We start from the raw sequence: 20,541 nt of genomic DNA, 5'->3' as shown, positions 1-20,541 counted from the left end.
AATTGTGTCGTGGATTCGACCTTACTCCGTCGAGAACGGTGAGGCAGGAATGCCCGCGCCATTCACGAGATTGCCCTTCGGATTTCCGGCAAAGGCGTAGTGCACGGTTTTGGGGGTGGGGATTGTGTCACTCCAGACGATCACCTTGCCATTTTCGACCTTAGCGCTGGCCCAAACGAACTTTCCATCGGCTCCGGCAATGGCGAAGCCTTCGAGATCCCCCGACCTGGCTTTCAAACCGTCGGCGAAGTCGAAAGAGAGCACCATCTTGCCATTCTCGACCTGGGCGGACTTGAAAAGCGGCCCGGTCGGCAGCGCGATGGCTTTTTGATACACATCATGCAGAACCACGGTGGAGAGGCGCTTTGCGTAGTCGATTTTGTTCGTGGGATGGCCGTTGAGTTCGCCCTTCAGGTCCATGGTGATCGCCATGCTGGTGTGCGGGACGCTCAGCACGCGGCGCTGGCCATCGCGCACGGCCACACCCCAGCCCTTGGGCTCCGAGGGCAGCTTTTGCACGCCTTTGACCGCCGGAAGCTGCACATAGGCGAAATGCAGCTCGTCGCCCCAGCGTGCACGCCAGTCAGCGATGAGCGTCTTCATCTGCGCACCATACAAGGTGGTGAAGGGGCCCGCCGCGTTGCGCTCGCCCTGATACCAGATGACGCCGCGCATCGTGTAAGGCACGAGCGGGGCGATCATGCCGGCGAACAAACCGCCAGGCCTCATCACCTGGAGGTTCTTGAAGGGCAGCGGGGCTTTCGGCGCTGGTTTCTTGGCATTGATCGCGGCGGAGCGCTCCTTCAGCCAGGCGGCCTTGGCTGCGAGGAATTTCTGCTGCTGCTCTGCGGGCACGAATCCATCGAGCCGCTTCGCCCAGTCATCGAGCAGCGGTTTGAAGTCCGGCACACTTTGCTGCGCCGAAAGGCTCGTCCACGCCTCGATCGGCGTTCCACCGACGGCGGAGGTCAAAATGCCCACGGGCTGCCTGAGTTCGGTCAGCAAATCGCGCGCGAAGAAATACCCCATCGCTGAAAACTCCGCCACGGTCTCCGGCGAGCACACGCGCCACCTGCCAGGCCGGTCCAGTGCGGCCGCATCAGCAGGCACGGGCAGTTCGTAGATCGCAAACGGCTCATCGTGCACGAAGACGCGGATCTCGGGGTGTTTTGCCGCCGCGACGACTTCATCCGCGTTGTCCACCTTGCCATGAAGTTCGCCGTTGATCTGCATCGCCATGTTTGACTGGCCGGAGGCGAGCCAAACCTCGCCCACGAGCACGTCGCGGATGATCTTGTCGTTGATGCGCAGATCCTGCGATTCCGCGCTGGGAGCCAGTGGATCGAGTGTCAGGCTCCATTGGCCGGTTGCATCGGCCTTCGTGTTTTTCTTCTGTCCGGCAAATGCCACCACGACCTCATCAACCGCATCCGCCCAGCCCCAGATCGTGACCGGCTTGCCCGCCTGAAGCACCATGTGGTCGGAAATGACCGACGGGAGTCGCAGCCCCTGCTTCGATTTCATTCCGAGGCTCGCAAAGAAGACATCCGTCCGCTTGAGTGTGTCCTCATAGAGGACTTCGTCCTTGAACATGAACGTGTGGATGGCTCCGGGCGGCGCAACGAACTCGATGCGGTTGCCAGCCTTCCGCATGGCTTCGACGAACACACGCGCGCCTTGAACCGGCGTCGTGGTGTCGCCATCGCCATGAAACAGCAGCGTGGGAGGCATGCCGGGCTTCACATGATGCGCCGGCGAGAGCTCCTGCCAGCGCTCGCCGATTTTCGCGTTGCCGTAGCCTTCCAAAGAAGTGTCGATCACCGGGGAGAACAGCACCAGCGCATCGGGACGGCATGAAACCTTCAAATCCTCGTCCGCGTGATCCACGCCATCGAACATCGCAGTCGCGACGGCGAGATGACCTCCAGCGGAGGCCCCGTTCACGATGATTTTCGCGGGATCGATGCCGAGTTCAGCCGCATGAGCGCGGATGTGGCGCAGGGCGGCTCGCGCGTCCTTCACGCACTCAAACACCGTCACGGGCGTGCCCGCCTTGTAGAGCCGGTATTGCACGCTGATGGCCACCATGCCGTTCTTCGCGCAGTGATCGGTGAAGGCATACATCGACTTGGGCGAGCCGCTCGTCCATCCGCCGCCGTGAATGGCGACGAAGCAGGCGCGTTTGTCATCCTTGGCCCAACCGGCGGGCTCGAAGACGTCGAGCATCAACTCACGATCTCCCACCTTCTTGTAAACCACCTGCCGCGTCGGTTTGAGATTCATCGCGAGCTTGGAGGCGTAAACGGGTTCCGATTTGGCGGCGGTGAGCTTGGCGAGTTGCGCCTTCGTCGGCAGCTTCGCGAGCGCATCCTCGCGAATCGTCAGATGCAGCACCTGCTGCCAGCGGTGCGGCATGAAGAGATGCATGATGCCGTCCTCGGTGAAGGCATCGAGGTAGGAGCACTGCGAATTGAAGCCGCTGACCTTGTGAACCGGCGCGACCGCATTCGCGAGCACGAAGCGCGGCTCGCTCCAGGTGTGACCTTCATCGGCGGAGAGCGAGGCCCACACTTCGCTGCGCATTTTCATCAGCTCGGCCTTGTCGCTGAGCTCGCCGTGCCCCGTCGTGGGCACCTTGTTGTGATGGAAGGCCACGAGCGTCTTCCCATCACTCAGCGGGAAGAGCATCGGTGGCGCATCGGGATGCACGAGCGTGCTCGGCGCGGGTTTCGTCCACGTTTTGCCATCGTCTCTGCTCCACGCGGTGAACAGATGCCCCTGCGGTGTGCGTGACATGAAGAGCACGCGTCCACCACCGAGATTCAGCGGCCGGCCTTCGTCCATGCGGTTGAATCCCTCCGCCTGCCAGCCCTCCGGCCGCTCGCCGGGCAGCACGGTCCAGGTCTTGCCTTTGTCCTCGCTGCGCAGCAGATACTGCTGCGTCGTGAAGGGCTTCACCGACCAGTCGGCGAGGTGCGATCCGATGAGCCATGTGCCCGCATTCGTCTCCGTCATGCGCATGACGGACATGCCCATGAAGCCCGGATCATTCACCGGCTCGATGAGATGCACTTCCGACCACGTGTGACCATCGTCGTCCGAAGTACGCCAGCCGATGGGCGCGTTCTCGCGTCTGCCGTCTTCCCAGGTCCACTTGCCCGGCACCGGCTGCGTGCCGAAGCAGTGAATCGTCTTGGTGCCTCTCGGGATCAGCGGAATGAAGCCATGCTGACCATACGGAATATCATAGGCGACGACCGGTTTGCTCCACGTCTTGCCTTTGTCCGACGAACGGCAGGCCATCATGCTGTTGATCTTCTCGCCCTTGCTCTTCGCGTAGTGGTCGCCCTCGGGAAACATGAGCAGGTAGTCGCCCTTCGGCGTGATCGTGGCCCGCGTTTCGAGGATGCGGGTCTGCGTGCGATGCACGACCTGCCCTTTCACCGCATCGACGCTCAGCAAGCCGGTGTTTTTGTCCAAAACGAGGCCCTTGGGTGGTTTCGCAGACGGTATGTCGATGCCGTTCACCGTCACGGCATCCATCAGCGGCAGCGGTTCGAGGGCGCCTGCGGTCGGGATGGCAAGGAACAGGGCAAAGGCGGCTGGTTTCATGCCCTCAAGACGCAGGGAACGCCGCCAAATTGCCTGGTCAGCGAAGATGACCACGATAGGGGTTGCCGCGCGAAGTTGCGAATCAACGCGGGCTTCGTCGAACTACTTGGAGATCAACTGCACCGCGTCAGCGCCTACAATGCCGTTGGTGTTGTCATTGCGAATCACGATGACCGCCGGATTGGCCGCTTCGAAACTGAATTCGCCCAGTTTGAGAAACAGGCCATCGATCGGCGGTGCCTTCTTTTGGTTCACGGTGATGGTTTCCGTGCCCTTGGCATGCTGGATCGAAACCGGCACGTTGCCCGCACGATTGGGGGCCGACGCATAGGACACGCGGACCTCATAAAGGCCGTCCTTTGGCACCGTCAGCTTGTAGGTGACGCTGAGCCTGCCTTTCTCACCGTTCGCATCGTGGATGCTGGCGCCATCGACAGGATTTCCATAGGTGCTGTCGGTCCAGTGGCCGTTCTTTTCCGCCTGCTGGTCGTCCATGACGATGCCGGGAAGTTTGGCTGTCCGCGGCATGTTCGCGAGTTCGGGAAGTTCGAGCACGGCCTTCTGCGCGAGCAGTTGCTTCCGCAAGGCGGCCACATCGATCTCCTGCACGCTGGTTTTGCCGCGCAGGGCCTGCACGGCGGCGAGACCGGACGCGTGCCCCATCGCCATGTAAACCGGCTCCATGCGGATCGAGCAACAGGCGATGTGGCTCGCGGAGAGGCAGACAGGCACCAGCAGGTTTGCGCACTCCGCACGTTTCGGCGTCAGGCTGCGATACGCTATCTGATAGGGAAGAGCGGGCGTGTCCTGAAAGCTGCCTTCATCACGCACCGTGCCGTCCGGGGCGAGGATGCGCTGCACGATGTGGCAGTCGATGAGGAAGGACCCCATGCCCACGCTGTCGTCTTTGAAGATGTCGGTCTGCAGGTCCTTCTGCACCATGACGTGTTCGCCGGTCATGCGGCGGCCTTCACGGATGTAGAGCGCGTAGGGCCAGTGGTCGTTGTCGGCAAACTCATCCCGGCAGAGGCCCCAGCTCAGCGTTTGCTCGCGCAAGGCCTGCGGCACCCGCTCGTCATGTCCCAGGAACCACAGCATGCCCTGGATGAAGTCGATGTGATCCTGCCAGATGCGTGCACGCGTGGCAGCGTCGCCGTTGGGATAATCAAAGTTCGCGCCTGGATAATCGGTGGAGAACAAGCCCTGCGCATTGAGATCGTATTTGCCGTGCGAGATGGCGCCGACATGGAACAAGCGGCCGAAGCGGACGCCGGGGAAGGTCTGGATCAAACGCAGCAGCAGCTCGTAGCGCGAGGCATCGTAATTCGCCGGCTTCGGAAACGGCACGAAGATGTCGGGCCGCTGCGTGACGCAGATGCGGAAGTTGTAGGACTGCGTGCGGTGGTCCGCATCGCCCGGCTGCAGCTTCGGAGCCGGATACACGCCAAAGATGGGCTTCCCGTCCGCATCCAGGCCGGAGATGCTCGCGGGTGTGCCGTGGATGTAGGCGGGGCCGGTGCCGCCGATGCTCGGGCAGTCGCTCTCCATCACCTCCACCGTGCGCGGACGAATCGGCATGGGATGATAGCCCGCCAGCGGCTCGCCATGCTGCGCGCGGCTTTCACGGCCGACGATGTGGCTCACCTTCGCGGCGGCCATGAGATCGCCCTCATAGCTGGCATCGATGAAGATCTCCCCCGTGTGAGTCGTGCCATCGCTCGTCGTGAGGCTGGTGATGCGCGCGCCGTCCTTGGTGATGCTCTTCAAAGACTGCGCGGTGATGACTCTCACGCCCGCCTCCTTCAGCATCGCCTGAAAAGTCGTCAGGTTCACCGACGGCTCCGCATACCACATCGTCGTGCCCGGCCTCACCGCTGCCGCCCGTGTGAAGAATTCGCGCGGAAAGCCGCCGATCGTCTGCTCCTTGCCCACATCCGTGCGGCTCAGGCCGCCCGTGACCATGCCGCCGACCCATTTCGTCGGCTCAATGATCACCACGCTGGCGCCTTCCCGCGCGGCGACGACTCCGGCCGCGATGCCCGCAGGCGTGCCGCCATACACGACGACGTCCCCGGCATATGAAACGACCGGCACCAAAGACAACCAGGACCCGATGACGAGGAAACGAGCATTCATGATGAAGGAGGGGGAAAATAGCAGGCCCAGATCAACGCAGAGCCGCCCGCGAGACTGCCGGCGCCGTCCATCAGGCGCCACCACCCCGGCAGGCCGACCTGCGAATCGATCCAGAGGAAAAGCGGCCCGCAAATGAGAAGCATCCACGCGATGAGCCGGACGAGCGGCTGGTAGCGCACCACATCGCACGAGATCACCCACATCAGCACTGCCTGGCCGAGATACACGGCCGCGCCCCCTGCCATCATGTAGAGGGCGACCGGCGTCATCGGCGGCTGGCCGAAACCCATGACCCATGACACCTTCTCCAGCGCCACACGCGGCAGCAGCACCGCAGGCGCGGCGATCAAAGCCACGAGGGCGAACGCGCGCAGGAGCGCACGCTGGAGGCTGGGGCGTCCGGAGCTGGCTGTCATGGAGGGGTTTCTCGACCGAAGGTCACCCACTCCAGATGAAAACGCGCGAAATGCAACTCGTCCCAGTAATGCGTGCTGCCCTTGTCCGCGCGTTCGTACACGATGCCGATGCTGCCGTCATCGAGCACGGCGATGTCGGAATACGATCCCGGATGCGGCCAGAGGGTGCGCCCGGTGCTCCAGCTCGCGCCGTCATCGCGGCTGAGGCGCACGGTGAGATTGTAGCGGCCGTAGGGATGCTCCTCCTGCCGAAATGGCGAAGCCGGGCTGCAAAACAGCAGCGTCTCCGCATCAAGGCGTTCCACGCTGCCGTGGCAGCGCGGCGTGATGAGTTCTTCGAGCCGCTGCGGTGCGCTCCAGGTCACGCCGCCGTCCTTCGAGATGCTCGTGAGGTGCCGCAGATTGTCCGGCGCGTCCTCGGCGCTCTCATTGCGGCTGATGACGCGCACATTGCCATCGCTGAGCACGACGAACTGGCACTCGCTCGTGTGCAGGCCGATGTTTCCGCCCAGCTTCCATGTCGCGCCATGATCGTCGCTGTAAAAGCAGTGCGCGAAGCTGCGCAGGCGGCCCTTTCCGATGTCCTCGCGATGCCGCGCGGGCACCAGCAGCCTGCCGGTGGCGAGCTGCACCATCGCGTGGCCCGGGCCGCAGCCGTAGCGCTGATGCCAGCCGCGCTCCCAGCGCTGCGCATGGCTTTTGGGGTTGTAAGGCTTCGCCTCCGCCTTCCCTGGCAGCTTGTCCCACTCCGGTCTCGTCACTTGATCGTGAATGACGACCGGTCCCTGCCAGGTGAGGCCGTTGTCGGTGCTCGTGAGATGAGCGAACTGTTTTTTGTCCTTCAAAAAGAACAGCCACAGCTTTTTTGTCTCGCGGTCGAGACCGAGCGTGAGGTCCGTGCAGACGAGATCGGCATCATCGAGGATCACGATCTCCTCACTCCATGTCGTCCCGCGGTCCGAACTGCGCTTCATCACGATGTCGTGATTGCCGATGTCGCCCGGGCCGTCGTTGCGCTTCTCGCAGATCACGAGCAGATCGCCGTTCGGAGCTTGGAGGAGACCCGGAATGCGGTGGTTCGGCTTGTTTTGCGGTGTCAGCGCAAAGAGCCGCGTGGTTTCAAAAAGCGGCTCCGCGGCACGCAGGGAGCCGCAGAACGCGATGAGAAACACAGCAAGAAGCTTCATGGAGTGCCAAACGCGTCCCGCCCCCGGCTCTCGCTGGTCAAAGCGGGTGACCACGGAGGATCTCCTGCACCTCCTCGATCATCTGGGTCCTGGCCGCGTCATCCATCGGCCCGGACGCAGGCTCCCCGGTGCGCAGCGAATGACCCCGCGCCGGATGATAGATGAGGCGTGGCGGCCGCACAAAGGCGCCGGAGTCGATGCGGCCCTCCGCGAATGCCTTCTCACGCGGCCCTGAGAACTGCGAATCGATCCCGGCGAGGTGGATGATCACCTGCCCGCCAAAGCTGGCGAAGTGGTCTATCTGCGGCTGGTTGTCCTCAAACCACTGCCGCCACCAGTGGTTGGATGCCGCCACCATGCGGAAGTCCGGCTCGGGATCCGGGTAAGGCGCGTCATCGGGCTTAGCCAGTGCCGCGGATCTGGCCGCCGCATAAGCCTTCTCAAAGTGGTCAAAGGCGGAAGCCCGCGTCCATCCATCCACCGGCGCTGTGAGCGACGCCTGCGAGACGCCCACAACAGGAAACAGCGTGTCGCCAGGATACCGGCGGTCGATGTCATCCTGCGTCACACGACCGTCAGCATCGTCATCCCAGCCCATCAGGTGCGCCGCGTGCCTGTCCACCAGCGTCCAGCGCACCAGCGCTGCGGGACTGGACGCGGCCGTGCCCACCGTGATGATTCCCAGCGGCGTCATCCGGCCTGCGCTGACCAGGCGGCCCACATTCAGCCCGCCTTCCGAATGCGCCCATACGATGAGGCGCTGCGGATCGACCTGGGGATGCTGCAATGCAAACTCCCACACCTGCTCCACATCATCCATCTGCGTCCGCACGCTGACGGACTGGCGCACATCGGCATCGATGCAGGCATCGAGATAATGCCTCGCGGTTTCCAGCTCGCTGCATCCGGCCGGCGGCGCAGGCATGGTCCTCTCGTTCCCCTTCACCCCACGATTGTCATACCGGATCACGGCGATGCCTGCCGCGATCAGGCCCCCGGCCAGGTCCCGATAAACGAGATCACGATCCGTGCCGGAGGCCGTCCCCATGAAACCATCCCGCTCCATGAACCAGCCGCCGTTGACGATCAGCACCGCGGCAAATCGCGATGCCCCGTCAGCGTGGGGCAGGTCGATCTGCCCACGGAGGCAGGCACGGCCATCGCGGCTCGGCAGTTCGAAGACCTGCGTGGTGTGGCTCATGATGCGCTCCGCTACTCGGCCTTCCCGCCCTTTTTCGGAGGTCGCGGGATCTTCAGCGCCTCAGGCGGCAGCGGCGGATCGAAGTCACCACCGGCGAGGCTCTTTTGAACCGATGCCTTCCACGTCTCGAGCGCGGCCGTCATCTGTTTCACGCGTTCAGGTTCCTGCGCGGCGAGGTCGGTCGTCTCCTTCGGATCTTTGGAGACGTCGTGGAGCAGCACCGCCACCGTTCCACCCGCCGCAGCCTTCTTCTTTTTGCCACCCTTGCCTCCTGGCTGAGCGTTCGTGTGCAGCTTGTAGGGCCAGTCGAGCACTGCCGCGTGGGCATTGTCACGCCGGGCGTCCGCCCAGAATGACAGGGGCTTCTCCCGTTTCTCCATCTGCCCGTCAAACAACGGCAGCAGGCTGATGCCATCCAGTGGCAGGATGGGTTTCTCCGGTGTGGCGCCGGTCGCGGCCAGCACCGTGGGGTAGATGTCCACCGTGGAGCACGGCACGCTGGTCACCCCCGGCTTCGCGATGCGTGCAGGCCATTCCACGATGCCGGGCACGCGCAGGCCGCCCTCCCACAGCGTGCCTTTGGAGCCGCGCAGATCGCCTGTGCTCTTCGGTCCGGCCGCGCCGCCGTTGTCGCTGCAGTACCACAGCAGCGTGTTGTCAGCCACCTTCAGCTCACGCAGCGCCGTGCGCAGGCGGCCCACGCTGCGGTCGATCGCGGTGAGCTCGCCATAGTAGTTCTGCTCCGCCTCCGGCAGGCGGCTGTAGGCCGCCTTGTCCGCAGGCAGCGCCTCGTGCGGCGTGTGCGGATTCCCGAACCACACCACGGTGAGGAACGGCTTCCTGGCCTCAGCCTGTGCCCGGATGAATTTCAGCGCCTCGTCCGTGATGATGTCCGAGCCCTCCCCCTGGAATTTTTCCACCACGCCCTGGCGGCCCAGCACGGGATCCAGGTCGAAGAAATTGTCCGCGGAGATCCACGTGTCGAAACCCATCCTGCCCGGCGAAAGAGGATCATCCGCCAGGATCGCACGGCCGGGAGGTGTCTTCGTGTTCCGGTCGCCGTTCTTGCCATTGAGGTGCCACTTGCCGAAATGCCCCGTCGCAAAGCCCGCCGACTGCAACACCTTCGCCACCGTGATCTCCTGCGCCCGGATCGGCGACCCCGGGCCAAAGGTCCCCATGCGGTGCGGATGCCGTCCCGTCATCACGCTCGCACGCGTGGGCGAGCAGTTGAAGTGCGCCGTGTAAAACCGGTCCATGCGCAGTCCGCTGGCCGCCAGCGAGTCCAGATTCGGCGTCTTCAGCTCCGGGTGCCCGTTGTAACCCGTGTCCCCCCATCCCTGGTCATCCGCCATGATCAGCACCACGTTCGGCGGAGCCGCGAAGGCGGCAGGCAGCAGGAGAAACGACAGACAAAGGGCGGAAAGGAGCAGCTTCATGGAAGGCGGATGTGGTTTCGCGTCCATGAACGTCCCCACCGCCGGTTTCTTCACGCGCAGTTCGCCTGCGGGCAGGCCCTCCGCCCCACCAGCCACGGCCGACACGTCATCTAGCATCGAGCATCGAGCATCCAGCATCGAGCATCGAGCATCGAGCATCGAGCATCGAGCATCAAGGACGACCCACAGCCCCCCTCACCCTGCCGCAGCCCCCGGCATTGCAAAGACGACGTAGAACGGCCACGCGAGCCCCCGTTTCCCCGAGTTACAGAGACCCTGGGGGGAGTTTGGGGCCTTGTATTCACCTCAACCAGTCCGCACACAGCCATTCCGCCTGTTGCAGCACCGCCCTCCTGAGACGAATTCCGCCGACGCCGAACGCGACAGCAAAGGCGTGAAGCTTTACAGCTCAGCGTGCTTCTCGTCCCTTGGATGGCTGGCCTGCACAATGAGCAGCAGCCTCGGAAAACGGGCACCCGCCCATGTGAGAAGTACAGGACCCGTCCCTTGCCTCCATGCCTCAATAATACTCCCGGATATAGCCGTAAGCCTTGTCGAACAGCTCCTGATCGGTGTGCAGTTTGTATTTGAGAAGGGCGCGGCGCAGGGCCTGTTTCACTTCGCGTTCGCCTTGGGCGGTGGCTTGCCAGCCGTCGAAGCGGACTTGCTTAACGATGGCGTCGATGTCGGCGACGATGCGTTCCACGATGACGTGCGTGTGCTTGCCCTTCACTTCGTTGAAGAGTTCGGTCAGGGCGGACAGGGCGCGGTCTTGCTCTTCCTCGGGCTCGACCTGCTTTTCGGCTTCCACGGTTTCCTTGGCGAGTTCGAGGATGCCTTTAAGGAACTCCAGGCTGTTGAGCAGACCTTGCTCGTGCTTCTCGCGGATCTTCTCCAGGCGTTCGCCGAGTTCTTTGAACTTGGGATTGCCGGCGTGCTTCTTGAGGCGGGCGATGAGCTTGATCTCCACCTCGCGGGCTTTCTTGGAGGGGTTGGCGTCCTTGAGGATGCTGTCGAGCACGTCGGCATCCAGCACCAGGGCTTCGATGTCGTCGCGCACCGCTTCGACGTGGACGTTCTCGTTGATGAGTTCGATGGTCTTCGCGCCGAGCCGATGCCACAGCAGACGACCGTTGCCGCTCACGGGCTTCACGGATTCATAGACCTGGGTCAGCCACTTGTAGTCCTTGGCATAGGCGCTCAGGCAGGGATCGGGGGAAAGCGCCTCCCAGATGGTGCCGAGCACGCTGTATTCAGCGGCGAACTTGTCGCGCGTGGCGTTGTTCGGCAGGCATTGCTGGGCGGCCATGAGGCCTTCGTAGCCGCCGATGGTGCGGTCCACCCCGGGGAAGAAGGCGAGGCACTTCTGGACCTGCACCGGCAGGGCCTTGCGCAGCTCGTCAATGTTGCTCACCACCTGCTGCACGGCTTTCTCGTCGAAATCGAGAGCCTGCGCCACGTCGTCGAAAATGCCGATGTAATCCACGATCAGGCCGTGCGTCTTCGTCTGGCCGTAGGTGCGGTTCACGCGGCAGATGGCCTGAAGGAGGTTGTGATCCTTCATCGGCTTGTCGAGATACATCACCTGGAGGATCGGCGCGTCGAAGCCGGTGAGCAGCTTACTCGTCACGATGACAAACTTCAGCGGGTCCGCCGGATCGCGGAAGCGGTCGAGCAGCTTCTCCTCGGCATCCTTGTCGCGAATGTGCTCCTTCCACTCGGGTTTGTCATGCTGGGCACTGCTCATCACGATGGCGCTGGCCTCGGGGCCGATGAGTTCGTCCATCACCTTCTTGTAGAGCACGCAGCACTCGCGGTCGAAGACCACCACCTGCGCCTTGAAGCCGTTCGGCTCCACCTTGGTCTGGTAGTGCCCCACGATGTGCTCCACCACGGCCCGCACGCGCTCCGGGTTCTTCACCAGCACGGCCATCTTGGCGGCGCGTTTGGCGAGGTCGTCGCGGTCCTGCTCGCTCAGGTCACCGGTGATCTCCTTGTAGGCTTCATCAATCGCCGCCTTGTCGATCTTGAGCTTCACCGCCGGGGCCTCGAAGTGCAGCGGCAGCGTCGCCTTGTCGCGGATGGAATCCTGGAAGGAGTAGCGGCTCATGTAGCCCTGCACGTCCTCGTCCGCGCCGAAGGCCCAGAAGGTGTTGCGATCCGCCCGGTTGATCGGCGTGCCGGTGAGGCCGAAGAGGAAGGCATTCGGCAAAGCATCGCGCATTCGGCGTCCGAGATCGCCTTCCTGGGTTCGATGGGCTTCATCCACCATGACGATGATGTTCGAGCGCTGGTTCCAGGCACCGGATTTTTGAACCACGGATTTCACGGAGGACACGGATTTTTTGGTCTCTGCCCTATCCGTGCCATCCGTGTAATCCGTGGTTTCCCCAAACTTGTGAATCGTTGTGATCAGCACCTTGCGCACGTCCTGCCCCAGCAGGCGTTGCAGTTCCTTGCGGTCGCCCACGCCCACCATGTTTGGCACGTCCGCCGCGTTGAAGGTGGCGGTGATCTGGGTGTCAAGGTCGATGCGGTCCACCACGATGAGCACCGTGGGATTGCCCAGGCGCGGATGCAGGCGCAGCTTCTGCGCGGCGAAGACCATGAGCAGGCTCTTGCCGCTGCCCTGGAAATGCCAGATGAGGCCCTTCTTCGGATACCCGGCCACCACGCGGGCCACGATCTTGTTCGTCGTCTCGTATTGCTGGTAGCGGCAGATCACCTTGATGCGCCGGTGCTTCTTGTCCGTGGCGAAGAGGGTGAAGTTTTGCAGGATGTCCAGCACCACGGCGGGCCGCAGGAGGCTCTCCACCGTCTTGCGGACATGGCCCAGGTTGCCCTCCTCCTGATTGTCGTCATCCCGCCACGGTCCCCAGAGGTCGATGGGCATGCGGATGCTGCCGTAGCGCAGGCAGCGGCCCTCGGTGGCAAAGGAGAAGACGTTCGGCACAAACATCGCCGGCACCTCCTTCTCGTAGATCTCGTTCACCTGATACGCCCCGTCGAACCACGTCACCGCGCTGCGCGTCGGCGTCTTCGCCTCGCCGATCACCAGCGGCAGACCGTTGATGAGAAAGACCACGTCGAAGCGCTTCTCCACCGTGCCGCTTTGGAAGGTCCACTGGTTCGTCACCGTCAGCCGGTTCCGACCCGGCTGGGCAAAGTCGAGCAGGTGCACCGGCACATGCTCGCCATTCGGGCCAAACGGCATCGTCTTCTCCCCGCGCAGCCACATCGTGAAGTTCTCGTTCGCCCGCACCAGACCGTCGCCGCCCACGGCGAGCAGGATGGCCCGCAGGGCGTAGATCACCTCGTCCGCCCGGTCCGGCTGCGCGGCGATCTCGGGGTTCAGGGCGATGAGCGCCTCCCGCACCCACGTCTCCACCATCACCTCGCCCGGCTGACGCGGCACCTTCAGCGGTTCAACAAAGGTCCACTTCGCGGGCTTGAACTCCTCGCCCAATGAACCGCCCCAGCCCGCCGGCGGGTCTTCACGGACCACCGACGAACCCGCGCCGCTGCCGAGCGAGGTCGCGGCATCGAGAATCATCTGCTCGACGGTGTTGGATTCGGTGAAGCTCATGAGCAAATGGTATTGAGAAGCTGTGTGACCAAGTTTCGCAATGAGGCTTGGTTTGAAGCGACGGCGCGAAGTGAGCTGTCGAACTGATTTGTCTCAGCGACTAACTGCTCTTGAGCCCGCACAGGTGTTTTTGGGACCGGGAACTCCTTCACGACGGTTGAATTGATAGTATTCAGTCCGCTCGAACTCTTCGCTCGGCTTCGGAAATAATCCTGACCAGCACCGGCATTGATGCAGAGGTTCAAATACTCGGGAATCAGGGCGTCAGAGCAGCGAGCACGAATCAAATGATTCTGGTGCAACATGCCGCGGTCACCAAAACGCCACACGGCGGCGCGGCCGATTTCAGTAACAGTGGCGTGCCCTTCAACGATGAGCACGTCTCCATCGGCAAGCTCGAACCGGGAAACCTCATTCTCATCACAGTTGATGGTTTTGATTTCGCTGAGGTCGAAGGCGTTTCGCTGCAAATTGGCCACGCGCAAGTAAGGCCTCTCAATCGGTAGAGCTTTGCGGAAAGCGCCAAGCGTGATGCCATAGCTCACTTTAGCGACCGCTTCGAGCGGCTGAATATTGAGTTTGTTTTCGATGCTTTGATTGAAGTGTTCTTCGACTTTAGCCGACCGCGCAGCCTCAATCGTTGTTTGTAGCTCGTTCGCTTTCTGGAGTGCCTCATCCACCGCCCAGAGGATTTCCGCGATGCGGCGCTGCTGGTCGAGCGGCGGGAGGTCGAACTCCTCCAGCTTGAGCGTGGTCCAGTTGATGGTGGGCGAGAGCGAGCCGACGGAAATCTCCACGGCGCGGTTCATGAAGCGGTCGCTCATCATGAGGAAGGGCAGGAACTCCGGCAGCACCTTGTCCGGCCTGGCCCGCACGACCATGGCATGAGCGGAGCAGATGCCGTCGAACTCCGCCACGGCCAGCTTCCGCTGATAGGCGCGGCGGCGACCAAAGATGATGTCGCCCTTCCGGAACCGGAGCTTCGTGCCCGTGACATCGCTGCCCTTGCCCCAGCGCCGGATGTGCAGGCACTGCGGGTCCAGATGCTCCAGCCCCACATAAATCTCCTCCTGCGCATCCTTCGGCTCCGCCCGCTCCCCGATGCTCTCCGCAAACTCGCCAAACGCCATGCGCTTCCACCCCGTGCGGTCAAAGAGCTGGAGCGAGGCCCAGGCGGGGTTGGGCTGGCAGGTGCCCGGCAAATCTAGCGCGGGAGACTGCTTCATGGGAGGTCCGAAACTGTTAATCCGGGAATCAAGTGCGCATCCTTTGAAGAGGAAACGACGAAGGTCCTAGCGTTAAGCCAAGTCAGCTTGGTTTTCAGCAGGCTGTTCAGCACCTGCAATTTGGAGGCGGTCTTCACGGGGTCTGTGAAAAGATCATCTTCCAACCAAAGCACGACCATGAGATCGGGCCCCGGTTGCAATGCGGCTGCGACCTGCACGGCAGGAAATTCAACAACAGCCATTCGGGCCGCGCCGACAATCCCTGCGATCGTATCCCGAACCTTGAGTGCTACCTCTAGGCAGACTTCGCCACTCATTCGGTGCGCGTTTGCTGCCTGATGACCTCGAAAGTCCTTCGCCTCCAAAAGCAACAAGCCTCCTGTGTCTCGAAGTCCAACTACATCAACCGCTTTGGTGCCTTGTGGCCTGGATACAGTGGTCCCGCCCGATTGTTTTGTCAGCGCCCCCTGCAGACGTTGCGGACCTCCGGTATAAAATGTTGTGTCGTCATATTTGAATGCGGAGGACCAAGAAGCGTCGAATTCGAAGCTCTGTTTTTCAACATCAAGAGTGAGGGGCATAGCTATGCGGTTGTGCGGCTTTTCTGAAACAGTTCTCCCTCGTAATCATAGAGAGCGGCGTATTCCGCGAGGATCGGATTGTCTTGAAGGTCCGCGAGCTTGCTGCCGCTGCTAACGGAGACACCTTTTTCATCGGAGCCCCGGCGGGCGAGTCCGAAGAACTTCACCGGGCAGCGCTGGTCTTCCGGGATCTGCTTTGGATACTCAGACGCCAGCGAGAGGCGAGTGGTGAGCAGGTAGTCATGACTGACGACGAAGACCTGAATACCCTGATTGGCGAGTCGCAGCAGGGTATCCGAAAGCTGCACGACCATCTTGGGATTCAGGTTGGCCTCGGGCTCGTCCCAGAAGAGAAAGCCGTTCTTCGTCAGCGTGCCATTGATGATGAGCTGGGCGAGTGCAGCGAGCTTGCGCCAGCCTTCCGATACCAAGTGAGCTTCGATGCTTCCATCCTCTCCCGTGACATAAAAGCGTCCGCCTTCGAGACTGACCTTGCCACGGATCTCTTCTTCCAGTGGCTTTACCAAAGCGTCCAGCATTCCATCGCGTTTCCCCCGCAGCTGTTTTTCGCTCAGAGCCAAACAGATGTCCCGGAATGTCTCGTCGAAAGAAAGCTCGCGCTTTTCATACGCGGCAACAAACCCTTCAAAGAGTGCAAGCACCTCGCGCGAAGGCAGGAACGCGGCATCCTCCAGAGAACCGACATTTCCTTTTGCCGCGCTGATCTTGTCCAGTGAACTCAGCTTGAAACCACACTTCTTGCCGTTGGTGAAGCTTGCGGATACTTCGGCACTGGTGCGCCCCTTCCCCCTCTGAACGAGGCGTCCAATCCGGTCATTTTCTGGCCGGAATACCCCAGCAAGCTTTTTAGCGAGGCGGTTCTCCAGCTTTTCGGCTTCAAGCACACTGCCGTTTCCAGGAACCTCACCGCACTCTTTGACGAGTGTGTAGAGCAGCTTGAGCAGGTGGGACTTACCACAGCCGTTTCTGCCGATGAACACATTGAGCCCTGGCGAGAACTCCAGCGTTTCATCCGTGAAGAGGCCAAACTTCTTGATGGAAGCAGATTTCAGGATGGGCGGTGCATCCGGTTCAATTTTTGGCTTGGTGCTCATGATGGCGAGTGTAACAGAGATTCTGATGTTATTTCAACGAGTAGTCTGGGGCGACAGGAGAGAGGCAAGGGATGACCTGAGTTGCCGCGAGCTTTCCAGCCAGCTCGAAAGTGCATCTGGAAGCGCCGTGGCGGCAGTCTCAGCGGCAGCATTGGTTTGCGCCTGCATTCCGCCGCTGACAAACAGCGGGATGCTCAGATTCCCCTCTTTCGCCCGGATTTCCTCGATGGGCACGACGCGGGTGAAGCCGGGCTCATCCTTGAAGTCCTGATAGGCGCGAACGACGCGATGGAGGTGCTCGTCGGTGAGGAAGCTTTGGGCGCGTTCGCGGGTGACTTCGTTCACCGCGTTGATGAAGAGGATTTTCCCGCGCCGGGCCTTGGGCTTCTGCGTGCGGCAGACGACGACGCAGGCTTCCATGGGCGAGTTGTAGAAGAGGTTCGGGCCGAGGCCGAGGACGCACTCGATGAGATCGGCCTCGATGAGCTTGCGGCGCATCTCCGCCTCCTCCTGCCGGAAGAGAACGCCGTGGGGCCAGAGGACGGCGCAGCGGCCGGTCCTGGGCTTGAGGCTTTGCAGGATGTGCTGCTGGAAGGCGTAGTCGGCGCGGCCCTGCGGCGGGGTGCCGTAGAGATTGCGGCCCCAGGGATCGGAGGCGAAGGCGTCGCGGTCCCACTGCTTGATGGAGTAGGGCGGATTGGCCAGCACGACATCGAAGCGCATGAGGCGGTCTCCTTCCACGAGCTTCGGCTCGGCCAGGGTGTCGCCACGCTCGATGCGGAAGTCCTCGATACCGTGGAGGAAGCAGTTCATCCGGGCGATGGAGGAGGTCATGAGGTTCCGCTCCTGGCCGTAGAGCTTCACGTTCCGCCATTCCTTTTTCTGGTTCCGCAGGTGGGCGATACAGGAGAGCAACATGCCGCCGGAGCCGCAGGTGGGGTCATAGACGGACTCGCCGGGCTGCACGTCGAGCATCTCGGTCATGAGGTGGACGACGGTGCGGTTCGTGTAGAACTCGGCGGCGGTGTGGCCGGAGTCGTCGGCGAACTTCTTGATGAGATACTCGTAGCCCTGGCCCAGCTCGTCCTCGGGCAGGTTGGCGACGGTGAGTTCGAGCGAGGAAAAGTGCTCGATGAGGTCGCGCAGCATGGCATCGGACAGGCGGTCCTTGTTCGTCCACTGCGCATCGCCAAAGATGCCGAAGAGCTGGTCGGGATTCGCGGTCTCGATGGCCCGCATGGCCTGCTGCAAGCCCCGGCCCACATCCCGGCTGACCTTCCGAATCTCCCGCCAGTGCGCGTCCGCCGGCACCTGGAAGCGGTGGTTCTCCGGGAACAGCGCAAAGTCCTGATCCCCGCCCGACTCCCGCAGCGCGGTGACGGTCTCCTCATCGAAGACATCGCACAGCCGTTTATAGAACAGCAGCGGGAAGATGAACTGCTTGTAGTCCCCCGCATCAATCGTCCCCCGCAGGAGCACGGCGGCACCCCAGAGGTAGGATTCGAGCTGTTGTTGGGTGATGCGGGTCATGGGAGTTGGGTAACCACGGATTTCACGGATTGGCACGGATAAGCAGAATTGGTTTCGTTTTGCTGGGGTTTCATCCGTGTAAATCCGTATGATCCGTGGTCGAAGATTACCTGACCACCCGCTTCCAGCGGAGGTCGGCGTGTTTGAAGTTGATGAGGATGGCGAGCTTGAAGCCTGTTATGGCGAGGTAACCCATCATCTGGGCAATGTGTGTGTCGTTGAAGTCCGTCACGACTTTGGGATCAACAACGATCAGGCCATCGACCAGCAAATCAGGAACCAGCGTGTCCACCAGGATGCCTTCGTAAAACACATCAAAGCGGCGTTGCTGTTCAATCGTATGACCGCGCTTCTTCAACTCGATGACCAACGCGTTTTCGTAAGCCTTCTCGTTCAACCCGGGCTTCAGCGTATTCAACACCTTCATGGCAGCGCCAATGATTGACTCTGACTGCTCAGCATAAAGCAGCTTGGACCCAACTGCAGTCTTCCTTCTCGCCAACGGAAACCGCTCCTCCGAATCTGTAAAATCATCCGTGTTCATCCGCGAAATCCGTGGTTCAAGAAACCAGCAAGCCCTCCTGTTTGAGGATTCCCACAAGCCGCTCCTCCGCCGCGAACGCCGCCTCCGCGCTCTCGCGCAGCCGTTTCATCGCTTCCTCCACGGTGAGCACTTCACTGGTGACCTTCGGCTCGACGTAGCGCGGGATGTTGAGGTTGTGATCGTTGGCGGCGATCTCGTCGAGGGTGACGATGCGGGCGATGCCTTCCACGTCCTGGAAGTCGCTAACCCAGCCGTGGATGCGCTCGACGTGTTCGGGAAGAAGTTCGTTTTGGGCACGTCCGACTTTGAGTTCCTTCGAGGCATCGATGATGAGCACCTTGTTCTTCCGGTCCTTCGCCTTCTTCTGCCGGAAGACGAGGATGCAGGCGGCCAAGCCCGCGCCGTAGAAGAGATTCGGCCCGAGGCCGATGACGGCCTCCAGCAGGTCCATGCCGAGGAGTTTCTTCCGGATCTCGCCCTCCTTGCCCATGCGGAAGAGGGCACCGTGAGGAAGGACGACGGCCATGCGCCCGGTCTTCGGGGCCATGCTTTTGATCATGTGCTGCACGAAGGCGTAGTCGCCGCTCTTGGCGGGCGGCATTCCGGCGAAGTTCCGCCCGTAGGGATCGCTGGTCCAAACCTCGTCGCCCCATTTCTCCAGGGAGAAAGGCGGATTGGCGATGACGCAGTCGAAGGTGGCGAGGTTGTCGCCGGAGTAGAAGGCCGGGTTCCGCAGGGTGTCGCCGCGCACGATCTTGAAGTCGGTGGCTCCGTGCAGGAAGAGATTGATTCGGGCGATGGCGGAGGTGGTGAGGTTTTTCTCCTGACCGTAGAGCTTGCCCCAGAGCGTGCGGACATCGCCGCGTGTCTCCTTCACATGATGGATGGCCTCCAGCAACATGCCACCGGTGCCGCAGGTGGGATCGTAGATGGACTCGCCCTCGCGGGGATCGAGGATGTTCACCATGAGCCGCACGACGGAACGCGGGGTGTAGAACTCGCCCGCTTTCTTGTTCGTGGCGTCGGCGAACTGCTTGATGAGATACTCGTAAGCCTGCCCGAGGATGTCCGCCTCGGCGGCGCTGTTCCCCAGTGGCAGCGCGGAGAAGTGCTCGATGAGATCGCGCAGCAGTTTGTCCGGCAGGCGGTCTTTGTTCGTCCATGCCGCATCGCCAAAGATGCCGTAAAGCGTGTGCGGGTTCGCCTGCTCAATGCCGCGCAGGGCCGTCTGAAGCGCCTGCCCGACATTCACCGCCACCTTCCGCACATCCCGCCAATGACAGCCCTCTGGCACCTGAAAGCGGTAGTTCTCCGCGAACAGCGCGGCTTCCTCGTCGCCATCGAACTCCACGAGCGCAGCGGCGTGCTCCTCATCGTGGACATCGGAGAGCCGCTTGAAGAACAGCAGCGGGAAAATGTAGGTCTTGAAGTCCGCCGCATCGACCGGTCCCTTGAGAAGCCACGCGGCTTTCCAAAGGTGGGATTCGAGTTGGGAGAGGGAGAGGCTGGGCATGCGGGAGATTTTTTAATCCAAGCAGGGGATGCTACGGATGGCAAGCGTTCCAGATGCGGAGACTGGGAGAGCGGCCAGGTCGCGAGAATGGGAAGGTGAGGGAGCGGAGATGAGGGATCGGGGAGCGGGGAGCGGGGAAGGTTTGCCTGCGCTGCTTGGGCTGGCCTGCTTCCACGGCTCAGCGAGCCGGGCTACAGGGAGGCTGGCGGCTCGGCGAGCCGGGCTACAGGGGGGCTCGCGGCTCGGCGAGAGGGGCTGCCGGGGGCTTTCGCAGGATTGCGAGGGATGAAACGCGTGCTCATGTGCCAAGGCATTGATTTTCAACGCTTTAACCTCGGGCACCGACCCGGGCCCCTCGAAGATGACGCTCAAAAACGTGAGGATCTGGGGTCATTGCGCCAAGATAAACACAGATAAGGAGGAAATCAGACAACCAGTAAAATGAGAGTTAGAAC

At 62.0% G+C, this 20,541-nt stretch carries 13 protein-coding genes; all 13 read right to left on the bottom strand.

Going from position 1 to position 20,541, the window contains the following annotated elements; genetic code table 11:
• Positions 1-21: 21 nt before the first annotated feature.
• The 13 genes from IAE77_RS01835 to IAE77_RS01775 all read right to left on the bottom strand — a co-directional run bounded on the left by IAE77_RS01835 (position 22) and on the right by IAE77_RS01775 (position 20,086).
• Complete coding sequence (locus IAE77_RS01835; RefSeq protein ID WP_294220959.1) at positions 22-3,612, bottom strand: exo-alpha-sialidase; 3,591 nt, start codon at positions 3,610-3,612, stop codon at positions 22-24.
• A 102-nt stretch (positions 3,613-3,714) separates the two neighbouring features.
• On the bottom strand, positions 3,715-5,748 hold the full coding sequence (locus IAE77_RS01830; protein WP_294220957.1) for an FAD-dependent oxidoreductase: 2,034 nt from the start codon (positions 5,746-5,748) through the stop codon (positions 3,715-3,717).
• Positions 5,745-6,164, bottom strand: coding sequence for a hypothetical protein (locus IAE77_RS01825; protein WP_294220954.1), 420 nt, complete (start codon positions 6,162-6,164; stop codon positions 5,745-5,747). The genes IAE77_RS01830 and IAE77_RS01825 overlap by 4 nt, the downstream gene beginning before the upstream one ends.
• A complete protein-coding gene (locus tag IAE77_RS01820) occupies positions 6,161-7,351 on the bottom strand; it encodes a sialidase family protein (protein WP_294220952.1) in 1,191 nt (396 codons plus the stop codon). The genes IAE77_RS01825 and IAE77_RS01820 overlap by 4 nt, the downstream gene beginning before the upstream one ends.
• Before the next feature lie 37 nt (positions 7,352-7,388).
• A complete protein-coding gene (locus IAE77_RS01815; protein WP_294220949.1) occupies positions 7,389-8,552 on the bottom strand; it encodes a hypothetical protein in 1,164 nt (387 codons plus the stop codon).
• Between the two features lie 11 nt (positions 8,553-8,563).
• Complete coding sequence (locus IAE77_RS01810) at positions 8,564-9,991, bottom strand: sulfatase-like hydrolase/transferase (protein ID WP_294220946.1); 1,428 nt, start codon at positions 9,989-9,991, stop codon at positions 8,564-8,566.
• Between the two features lie 520 nt (positions 9,992-10,511).
• On the bottom strand, positions 10,512-13,577 hold the full coding sequence (locus IAE77_RS01805) for a type I restriction endonuclease subunit R (RefSeq protein WP_294220944.1): 3,066 nt from the start codon (positions 13,575-13,577) through the stop codon (positions 10,512-10,514).
• Positions 13,574-14,635, bottom strand: a complete 1,062-nt coding sequence (locus IAE77_RS01800) for a restriction endonuclease subunit S (protein WP_294220940.1) — start codon at positions 14,633-14,635, stop codon at positions 13,574-13,576. The genes IAE77_RS01805 and IAE77_RS01800 overlap by 4 nt, the downstream gene beginning before the upstream one ends.
• A 164-nt stretch (positions 14,636-14,799) precedes the next feature.
• Positions 14,800-15,384, bottom strand: a complete 585-nt coding sequence (locus IAE77_RS01795) for a hypothetical protein (RefSeq protein ID WP_294220936.1) — start codon at positions 15,382-15,384, stop codon at positions 14,800-14,802.
• Positions 15,385-15,386: 2 nt separating this feature from the next.
• A complete protein-coding gene (locus IAE77_RS01790; RefSeq protein WP_294220933.1) occupies positions 15,387-16,499 on the bottom strand; it encodes an AAA family ATPase in 1,113 nt (370 codons plus the stop codon).
• A 33-nt stretch (positions 16,500-16,532) separates the two neighbouring features.
• Entirely contained in the window at positions 16,533-18,029 is a 1,497-nt protein-coding gene (locus tag IAE77_RS01785) for a class I SAM-dependent DNA methyltransferase (protein ID WP_294220930.1), read from the bottom strand.
• A gap of 106 nt (positions 18,030-18,135) precedes the next feature.
• Entirely contained in the window at positions 18,136-18,531 is a 396-nt protein-coding gene (locus tag IAE77_RS01780) for a GxxExxY protein (protein WP_345780951.1), read from the bottom strand.
• 58 nt (positions 18,532-18,589) lie between these two features.
• Positions 18,590-20,086 carry a class I SAM-dependent DNA methyltransferase gene (locus IAE77_RS01775; RefSeq protein WP_294220924.1) on the bottom strand — a complete coding sequence of 499 codons (1,497 nt, stop codon included), beginning with the start codon at positions 20,084-20,086 and terminating at the stop codon, positions 18,590-18,592.
• Positions 20,087-20,541: the final 455 nt, after the last annotated feature.

Origin of the sequence: Prosthecobacter sp., assembly GCF_014879935.1 — a bacterium.
Lineage (GTDB): Bacteria > Verrucomicrobiota > Verrucomicrobiia > Verrucomicrobiales > Verrucomicrobiaceae > Prosthecobacter.
The sequence above is the reverse complement of the archived record's forward strand: the minus strand, read 5'-3'. Positions and strand labels throughout refer to the sequence as shown.